Origin of the sequence: Hymenobacter defluvii, assembly GCF_017589435.1 — a bacterium.
In the GTDB taxonomy this organism is placed as follows: domain Bacteria; phylum Bacteroidota; class Bacteroidia; order Cytophagales; family Hymenobacteraceae; genus Hymenobacter; species Hymenobacter profundi.
In genome coordinates, this window is sequence record NZ_JAGETX010000009.1 from 147,915 (window position 1) to 156,225 (window position 8,311).

Consider the following 8,311-nt stretch of genomic DNA (forward strand, 5'->3'; position numbering starts at 1 on the left):
TGACGGCGGTTAATTGGACGAGAGGGGTTGCGCCGGGCTTACCTGAGTCACTTGCGTTTTCGGCCCTACATCCTTCAGACGGCGGGCTTGCAGTATATCCTTGTTACTGAGCTTCAGCGAGAGTTGACGTCCGCCGCCTCGCTCGAACATTTCCACCACCAGTACCTTATCTTCCGGGATAGTGAATTTGTGGAAGGCAAACACCTTTTCAATCATAGCGGCGCCAGGGATAGTACCGCGCTCCCCATTGTAGACGTAGATTGGCGAGATCTGCGATTCCTGAACCGCCGTGCGCTTCATCAGCTTCTTGTCCCGCACGGTGAATTTGATGAAATCTATGTCGTAGCTGATATTGGAGCTGTTAAACAAGTACAGCTGAAAAAAGAACGCATCATCCTTAGTGTACATTCCGCGCAGGCCCAGGGTGATGTTATCCTTTTTCTCGTCGTGGCCCCGTACCATCCGTTTCTTTTCCAGAATGGCGGCGGAATAGCTCATGAGCTGGTTTTCCGTAAGGTCCACATTGGTAAACTGAACCATATTCTTGTTCAGGCTACCGGCAGCCGGGTTGTTGAGCGAAGGCGCTATCCCCGTAAAATTGACGTTGATAACCCTCGGGTCTTTCTCGAAATCGACCAGGAAGGAATAGAGCTTGCCATCGGTGGTAAGGACCGTCATGTTGGTTTGGGCAAACCCAATCACGTTGGCTTTCACCTTAACGATGTTTTCCGCGTTCTGAGCCTTATCGGCAATAATGTCGGCACTGCCTAAGTCCACGTAGGCCACGGGAAAAGGAAAGACCAGATGCGTTGTTTTCTGGTAGCCCACGCCCAGGTGATACGACGGAACGACGGTTTGGCCCTGAAGCGGTAGGGTTGCAACTGGAGGATAAGTTTGCGCGAACGTGAGCGCAGGGAGGCCCAGCAGGGCGACAAGGGCGAGAGTGGTGCGAAAATTCATTACTTCAGCAAAATTTTATAGTTCGCTTTCAGATTGACCTTAATCAACTTCACTTGATTGCCCAGCAAGGCTTTGCCGGTCTGCATGGCCACGCCGGCAACTTGCGCCCCCGCGTTGGGGGACATGGTGAGCATATCGGCACTGGTAACCCCCTGGCTTACTCCTTGCTTGGCGGCATCCCGGTTGAGGGAGCCGGGAATGTAGAGTCCTTCGCCCCCGTCCAGATCGAACGCCGAGAGTTTGACCGGGATAATGCTGTTCTGGTACTGTACCGAGCTAATCTCAATACCCAGGCGCTGGCCCGAAACGGTACAGAGGCCGTAGATAAAGCTGTTGCGGGGAATTAGCCGCCCTTCAATAGCCACATCCTGGAGTAAGCGCAGTTTTACCGTTGAGCCCGCCGTTACGGTTTGATCACTATGCACCGTGGCGGGGACCGCGTTTACATCAGCACTGGCATCCGAAGTGCCCAGGCTATGAAAACTGTTGCTGTGTTGCGCCGGAGTGGCCAAGGCCACGACCTTTCCTTTCGGAGCAGCCAAGGTGGTGATAACGGAGGTTGGCGCGGATGAAACGACGGTAGCCCCACCGGCTTTACCAGCGACGGCCGTTGTTGCTTCCGGGGCCGCAGCAACCGGGGCAGCGGGCGCGGCGGGCTTGCTCGCGTCAGCAATGCGTTTCTCATACTCGGCCTTTAACCGATCCAGATCTTTCATAGCCAACTCTAACTCTTGGTCGCGGGCCGACCTTGGCGGGCTGGCCGCATAGCCCCCACCACTATAGCCCCCGCCCCCGTAGGCCGCAGCCGGGGAGCCGTAGCCCCCACCCGCGCCATACGCCCCGGCCGAAGCCCCGTAGGCCCCGGCAGGAGCCCCGTAGGCACCCGGAGGCGGGCCGTAGCTAGCAGGCAAGCCCGTACCATTCTGCGTCTGCTGGAGGCGCTGTAAGCGCGACTGCACGGCTACCACGTTCGGGTCCGCGTTTTGCGCATCGAACCCGAGCTTGGTTTCTCCGGCGTTCACCCCATAATTGAGGCCGGTGGCGGTGGGCGAGCTGGGCGTATCTTCCGACTCCGCATCCGACATAGCCCCCACGGTACTAAAGGCTAGGCCCCGGTTTTTAGAGGTGTCGATGGGCGCTCTATAGGCGTCGGCCTTGGAATCAAATAAAGGCGCCGGCTGCGCGGCGGGTAACGACATATTGATACCGGCGTCCGTGGTGCCGGTGGCGGCTGCTACGGGAGCAACAGCAGTTCCTCCCCCGCCGAGCCAGAACATGGCCGTGAGAAACGGGGCACCGAGAACCGGGATAAACGTCAGCATCTTGCGCTTATTGATGAAGTCAACCGAGTGCTTCACAGGCGGGTTAGGAGTGCTCATAACAGATAAGGGAAAGAAGAAAGCAATTGAAGGAACCAGGGCCGGGACACCCTACCCCAGAGCAGTAGGGGTAGGATGCCCGCCCGGCAGTAGCAGCTTAGCGGCGTTCGGTCCGAACATCGGGGTTGCTCACTACCCGCCAGCGCTCGATGATAAACCCGTGCGGGTTGGAAGTAGACCGGGACACGTCACGCAACGAACACTCAGAAAGCAGGGTCCGGTAGGTGATGGACGAGGTGCGTATTACTTGCTGATGGGCGTAACACTTAGCCAAATAGGGGTATTTGGACCCGTCAATTGCTACGCTGTCCACTATAATATTTTGGCTGATGTTGGCTTGAATCAACTGATTATAGTAGTTCGACTCTTTCAGGTTATCGTACGCTTCCTTTGCGGATTGATCGGCCAGGGCTAAGGCTTGCTTGATATTGTACTCGATAGCCTTCGAGTCCGGGTCCAGCGTGAAGAAAAACTCGTGGAAGCGCTTGACGTGATCTTGCGCTTCTACCGGCCGGTTTTCTTTCACGTTATGTGAAACGGCCAGCAGCAGGTTGCCTTGATCGAGCAAATACACCTTGCCTTGTGCCGCTTGGGCCGTCTGGTGCGAAACGTAGAGGGCGTACCCGGCAACGGACAGACAAAGCACCATGAACAGCAGGGCGATTGTTTTTACCTGATGAAACGCGGAGTCAATATTTTTTAGGGATCGGAAAGCCATAGCTCAGTAAGTCAATTAGGATTAAACAGCCGTGTTCTTGTAGGCAGAGTTAGTAGCCGCGCCGAGGCTAGGCGGCGGTGGAGCGGAGCCCGCGGCCATAGCGGCTCCCATACTGGCTGCGCGGCCGGCGACGTTACCCGTGGCAGCTCCGGCCAGGCTAGCCCCCGTGCTACCCACTTGCTGTACCGTCTTAATGGCACCACTCATCCCGCTAGAGGCCACAATCCACCCAGCGACACTCGGTACCGTGAAGTAGCCGGCAATGGCAATGATGAGGAAAATCAGGTAGCCCATATCCGCCTGCTCGATGCTGCCCCCCGACTGTATCTGGCTAATGTCCAGCTGAAGCATCATGATCTGAATTTTGCCGATCATAGCGCCGAAGATGTTGGCCACGGGTAGCCACAGAAACACGTTGACATAGCGCGCAATCCAGTTGTTAAGCGTCCCTTCAAAGCCCGGCCAGACCGCAAACCCAAAGGATAAGGGGCCAATAATGGAGAGGATGATGAGAAAGAAGGTGCGGATCGTATTCAGGACCAGCGAGGCGGCGTAGTGCGACAACTCCAACACATTCTTAATCCAGTTGCGGAAGCTGCTCTTTACATCGTAGCTGAACTTATCGAGGTAGAGGGCGGCGGCGCCATCCTTGCCGAAGTCGAGTACGCTTTTGCCCTCCAACTCGCGTTCAAAGGCTTCATCCGACACGAAGGCTGCATTCTCCGGGCGCGCATTCATGGCGGTTTGTTTCTGCGCCATCAGCACCACAATCTGCGCGTTCTGCTGATTCACCATTGCGTCGGTGAAGTTGGTTAGTCCCCCGAGCACGCCATTGAAAATGGCCAGCACTCCCGGAAAAAAGGCAATGGCCATTCCAATTCCAATCGGGCGTAACAAAGGCAGGAAATCAATGGATTCGGCGCGGGCCATGTGCCCATAGACCCGGCTGGAGATATAGATCAGTGCCCCCAGGCCGGCCAGTGCCCGGCCGAACAGCATCATATCGGAAACCAGCGGCAACATTTCCGTATAGAGCGAATCCAGCAGCTTTTGCAGGGAGGCGTACGTAGTGCTTACTTGTAATAGAAGTGCCAGTAGCATAGCGGTATTATTTGGGACCGTAAAGCGAGGTGAGTAATCGTTGCTCAATGTTCTGTCCCTCCTGAGCCTGAGCAATGGCGTAGTTGCGGCGGGTGAAGTAGCTCACGAGCTGGTACTGATGCTCGATGCGCCCGGCCAGCTTGTTGATCATCTTCATGCGGTCCGCATCATCGAGCTTGGCCATCTGGGGCGTGAGGATACTGGAGAGATCATCCAGCATGTTCACGTTCTCGGTCAGCAGGGTAGTATAGCCTTTGACCATGGCCTGTACTTGGCGCGGCGTTAAGCCGGGGTGTTGCCGGAGCGTCGTAATGTTCTGGCTGTAGAGGGTGAGAATGCGCTGCTGATAGTCCCACATGCTTCTTACCCGCTTGTAATCCCGGACAATGCCCCCCACTTTCAGCAAGCCCGAATACCATTCATCGTGCATTTCCGAGGTTACTTTCGTAACCGTCGCCGTGATTGCCTGAGCATCGTTACCCGCGTCCTGAATGGTATTGCCGATGGCCTTCAACGTGGTGAGGAACCCTTGGTGACCAACTTGGGCTTTGGCCTGGGATTCAGCAATAGGAACCCATACAACAGCCTGGGCATAGGCGGCGGGAGCGGCTAATAGCAACCCTGCTACTACTCCGAGCATTGAGAGATGCTTCTTCATTATCTAAGGCCGTAAAGTTTTTTGAGCGTATCCAATTCGCGCGTCGTGGAGCTTTCCCGCAGCGAGAGGGCGATATTGCGCCGGGTGAAGTAGGATACCAGCTCGTATTGATGGGTTACTTTGTCATCGAGGGCATCAATCAGTTCCATGCGTTCGGCGTCCGTCATTTTTCCCTTCAGCGGGGAAACGATGGCCGTCAGATCATCCAGGTAATCGGTTGATTCGCCAATGAGGGTGGTGTAGCCTTTTACCATGGCGGTGACCTGGGCCGGCGTCAGGTGGGGATCTTGCCGGAAGCGCTGGATATAATCCGAGTACAGGGAGATGATAGCCGTCTGGCGCTCGAAAATGTGCTGTACCCGCCGATAGTTTTTCACCGCGTTGCTCACCTGCAAGAGCCCATCGTACCACTCTTTGGCTAAGGCCAGGTTTTTCGCGGAGGCTACTTTCGTCAGTACCTGCTCCACTACCCCGGCGTCAGCCAGCACGTTCGCCTTCGCATTGAGGGCTTTTAAGCCTGCCTGAAGACCGGTTTGAATGAAGTTTTCGGTTTCCAGAATAGGGGCCGATACAATAGCCTGGGCATGGGCGGGACGGGTTGAGGCCCACCCAAGGACAGTGGCCATAACCAGGAAAGACTTTTTCATTTTCATGATAGAGTGTGGTTAAGAGAAGTGAATGGTTAGTAGCCCCAGGCTTTGTGTTTGAGTTCTTCGTCCCGACGAGCTTGCTCGACTCGGGCCAGTTGCGAGCTGGTGCGCTGACCGTAGTACTTGACTAGGGCCAACTGACGAGTTTCTTTATCGGCCAGGGTAGACACGTACTGAAGCTGTTCCGCCTCGCTCATGGACGAACCCGAGGTGGCCAGGTTCGTTAGCTCCGTGATGTTGGCGGTACTGGCGTCTACCAGCTTCTGGTAGCCCGCCGCGATACTGGTTTTTCTTTCCGGGCTCAGGCCGGGATGCTGGGCAAACCGGGCGGATTGGCGGGCGGCTTCCTTCAGAATAGCCGCGTGCGTCGTATAGATGCCTTCCGTCTTCGGGTTCAGCTTGATTGTATTCGGTACCTTGCTTTGATACCAAGTATGCAGCGTCGTTACCACGTAAGTAGTAGTCGGCTGATCGACCGAATCGGCCAGGGCACGGGTGATAGAAGCTACTACCCGCGTTTCGATTTCCTGAGTCTGCTTGGTAACCGCAGCATCTTGACAAGCCGGCAGCAGCGCGACCAGTGAGAGATGAGAGAACGTTATCTTGGTCATGGGAGTAGCCTCTATCGAGGTAGTTGATTAGGCGTAAACCTGCTTGCCTTTATTAGCCTTCGCGTAGGCCAGCACATCCTCATCGGACTTGCGGGTACGGGTCCGCATTTCGTCGGCCAGCAGCAGTATGGCTTGGTCCATGTCGCCGGTCAGCTCATAGAATTCATTGAGCCGCTTCTTTTCCAGCTCTTCCGTCGTGTAAGCGCAGTATTCTTCCAAGCTTACTTCCGTGGCATACACTTTGGATTCATCCCCGAGCGAGATAAAGACCTCTTTGTATTTGCGCGTGGGGTCGTTGTTCTTGTTGATGCTCAGGATCTGGGCCTTCATTTTGTCGGTGAGGCCGAGCATCTTTTCAATGCCGTCGAAGCGCTTCACAAACTTGGCCTGGTCCAGCAAAATCTTGCAGTCCGACGAGTTCAGAATAGCATCCTTTACAATCGGGCTACTCAGAATGTCGTCTACTTCCTGGGTGACGACAATAGCTTCCCCGTAGAACTTGCGCACCGTTTTGAAGAGGTACTTGATGAATTCGGCGGTACCTTCCTTGGCAATGGCTTTCCAGGCTTCCTCGATCAAGATCATTTTGCGCACCCCTTTCAGCGCCCGCATCTTGGTAATGAAAGTCTCCATGATGATGAGCGTCACCACCGGGAACAGAATCGGGTTATCCTTGATGTTGTCCAGCTCAAAGACGATAAACGGCCGGTCGATCAGATCCAAGTCTTTCTCCGAGTTGAGCAGGTAATCAAAGCTGCCCCCCTGATAGAAGCTGCTGAGCACGTAGAGGAAATTCTGTAAGTCGAAATCCTCATTGCGAACATTCTTGCTTTTCAGATAAGCGGCAAAGTCGCTCTGACAGAACTCGTAGAAGGTGTTGAACTTCGGCGCGATGGTCGAGTCTTTCTGATTGAGCTTATCATAGTACATGCTCACGGCCGTTGACAGCGACACGTACTCGGACCGGGTAGATACCTCATCATCCTTTTTCCACAGCGTCTGGAGCAGCGTAATCAGGCTCTCCTTCTTCTCGACACTAGGCCGACCACCTTTCACCCAGAACGGATTGAACTGAATCGGCTTATGTTCCTCGTAGGTGAAATACACGCCCTTCACCATCTCACACAACCCCTTGTAGCTATTGCCAATATCGACAATGACGACGTGGGTGCCGGCGTCGTAGTAGGAACGCACCATGGCATTTGTGAAGAACGACTTACCCGAGCCAGAGGGACCGAGCACGAACTTATTCCGGTTCGTGATCAGGCCCTTTTTCATGGGCGCGTCGGACAGGTCCACGGCAACCGGGCGGCCACTGATGCGATCCGAAAGCATCATGCCCGAATTGCTATCCGCCGTTACGGTGTCGCGGTAGTTGGTTTCCATGGCCAGGAAGCACACGGCTTGCGGCATGAACGTGAAGAAGGTTTCCTCGCTGGGGAAGTCCCCGGCATTACCCGGAATACCGGCCCAGAACAAGGCTCCGATATCGACCGTCGTTTCCCGCGGCCGACAGTTCATCTTGGTAATGGCCGTACTGGTAAGGTTGCGCAGGGCAGCCAGCTCCCGTTCATTTTCCGTCCACACCAGCAGATTACAGTGCGCCCGAATCGTTACCGCATTCAGAGAGGCAGCATCATTAAGGTGAGCATCCAGAAACTGTTTGTTGATTTCGTTCTGGCGGCTGTACTGAGCCATCGACTGCATGTTGTCGCGCTTCTTCTCAAACCCCCGGATTGTTTTGCTGGAGTCGTCGATGAAGATGTACTGATTGTAGATATGGTTCACCGGCAACAGCAGGCCCACATGAGCTGCAAAGCCCAGAGGAAACGGCGCGATTTCCGTACTGTATCTGTCGTAGCGGTCATTGGTCTGCACTGTGTTGGGCAGATCATCTAGGTTGGAGATGGCATAGCACTGGCATAGCTTGCTGCCTACTTTGAGGCTCGCAGCACCGGGGCGGAAGTCCAGGTCTACCATGGGGGCCGTGTCGCGCTGATCCAGAGCGAGGTACTTTTCAATTACCCCGAGCTGATCTTCATTGCCAGCCAGATCATCATCGAGCAGCTGAGTAAAGCCAACGCCGGAATCTTGCAGAATCTTAATGAACTGGCCTACGGCATCGAAAAACGTCTGCATGGCCTTCTCGTCCAGCGAGTCTTTGGGAACAATCTTTGAGCGAGTCAGCAGGCCGGCCAGACTAGACCAACTGGAACGGTCACTAGGCGTTTTGG

Annotated in this window: 8 protein-coding genes; all 8 read right to left on the reverse strand. The window is 55.0% G+C overall.

What is annotated here, in order from left to right; all coding sequences use genetic code 11:
- Positions 1–9 precede the first annotated feature (9 nt).
- The gene (gene traN, locus J4D97_RS16015; RefSeq protein WP_208308429.1) at positions 10–960 is read right to left on the reverse strand and encodes a conjugative transposon protein TraN; all 951 of its coding nucleotides are present in this window, start codon (positions 958–960) and stop codon (positions 10–12) included.
- Positions 960–2,339, reverse strand: a complete 1,380-nt coding sequence (gene traM / locus J4D97_RS16020; RefSeq protein ID WP_208308430.1) for a conjugative transposon protein TraM — start codon at positions 2,337–2,339, stop codon at positions 960–962. The genes traN and traM overlap by 1 nt, the downstream gene beginning before the upstream one ends.
- A 97-nt stretch (positions 2,340–2,436) precedes the next feature.
- Positions 2,437–3,057, reverse strand: coding sequence for a conjugative transposon protein TraK (gene traK / locus J4D97_RS16025; RefSeq protein ID WP_208308431.1), 621 nt, complete (start codon positions 3,055–3,057; stop codon positions 2,437–2,439).
- 21 nt (positions 3,058–3,078) lie between these two features.
- Positions 3,079–4,158: a conjugative transposon protein TraJ gene (gene traJ, locus J4D97_RS16030; protein ID WP_208308432.1), complete on the reverse strand. Its 1,080-nt coding sequence runs from the start codon at positions 4,156–4,158 to the stop codon at positions 3,079–3,081.
- 7 nt (positions 4,159–4,165) lie between these two features.
- Positions 4,166–4,816 (reverse strand): hypothetical protein, encoded by a 651-nt coding sequence (locus tag J4D97_RS16035; RefSeq protein WP_208308433.1) that lies wholly within the window; start codon positions 4,814–4,816, stop codon positions 4,166–4,168.
- Positions 4,816–5,463 (reverse strand): hypothetical protein, encoded by a 648-nt coding sequence (locus J4D97_RS16040; RefSeq protein ID WP_208308434.1) that lies wholly within the window; start codon positions 5,461–5,463, stop codon positions 4,816–4,818. Before J4D97_RS16040 ends, J4D97_RS16035 begins: the two co-directional genes overlap by 1 nt.
- A gap of 35 nt (positions 5,464–5,498) precedes the next feature.
- Positions 5,499–6,077: a hypothetical protein gene (locus J4D97_RS16045; protein ID WP_208308435.1), complete on the reverse strand. Its 579-nt coding sequence runs from the start codon at positions 6,075–6,077 to the stop codon at positions 5,499–5,501.
- Between the two features lie 27 nt (positions 6,078–6,104).
- Positions 6,105–8,311, reverse strand: a 2,207-nt coding sequence (locus tag J4D97_RS16050) for a TraG family conjugative transposon ATPase (RefSeq protein ID WP_208308436.1), incomplete at its 5' end; no start/stop codon positions are given.

Bases quoted from the DNA above. Each gene is read 5' to 3' on its own strand.
- traN (WP_208308429.1), bottom strand. From the start codon at position 960: ATGAATTTTCGCACCACTCTCGCCCTTGTCGCCCTGCTGGGCCTCCCT.
- traM (WP_208308430.1), bottom strand. From the start codon at position 2,339: ATGAGCACTCCTAACCCGCCTGTGAAGCACTCGGTTGACTTCATCAAT.
- traK (WP_208308431.1), bottom strand. From the start codon at position 3,057: ATGGCTTTCCGATCCCTAAAAAATATTGACTCCGCGTTTCATCAGGTA.
- traJ (WP_208308432.1), bottom strand. From the start codon at position 4,158: ATGCTACTGGCACTTCTATTACAAGTAAGCACTACGTACGCCTCCCTG.
- J4D97_RS16035 (WP_208308433.1), bottom strand. From the start codon at position 4,816: ATGAAGAAGCATCTCTCAATGCTCGGAGTAGTAGCAGGGTTGCTATTA.
- J4D97_RS16040 (WP_208308434.1), bottom strand. From the start codon at position 5,463: ATGAAAAAGTCTTTCCTGGTTATGGCCACTGTCCTTGGGTGGGCCTCA.
- J4D97_RS16045 (WP_208308435.1), bottom strand. From the start codon at position 6,077: ATGACCAAGATAACGTTCTCTCATCTCTCACTGGTCGCGCTGCTGCCG.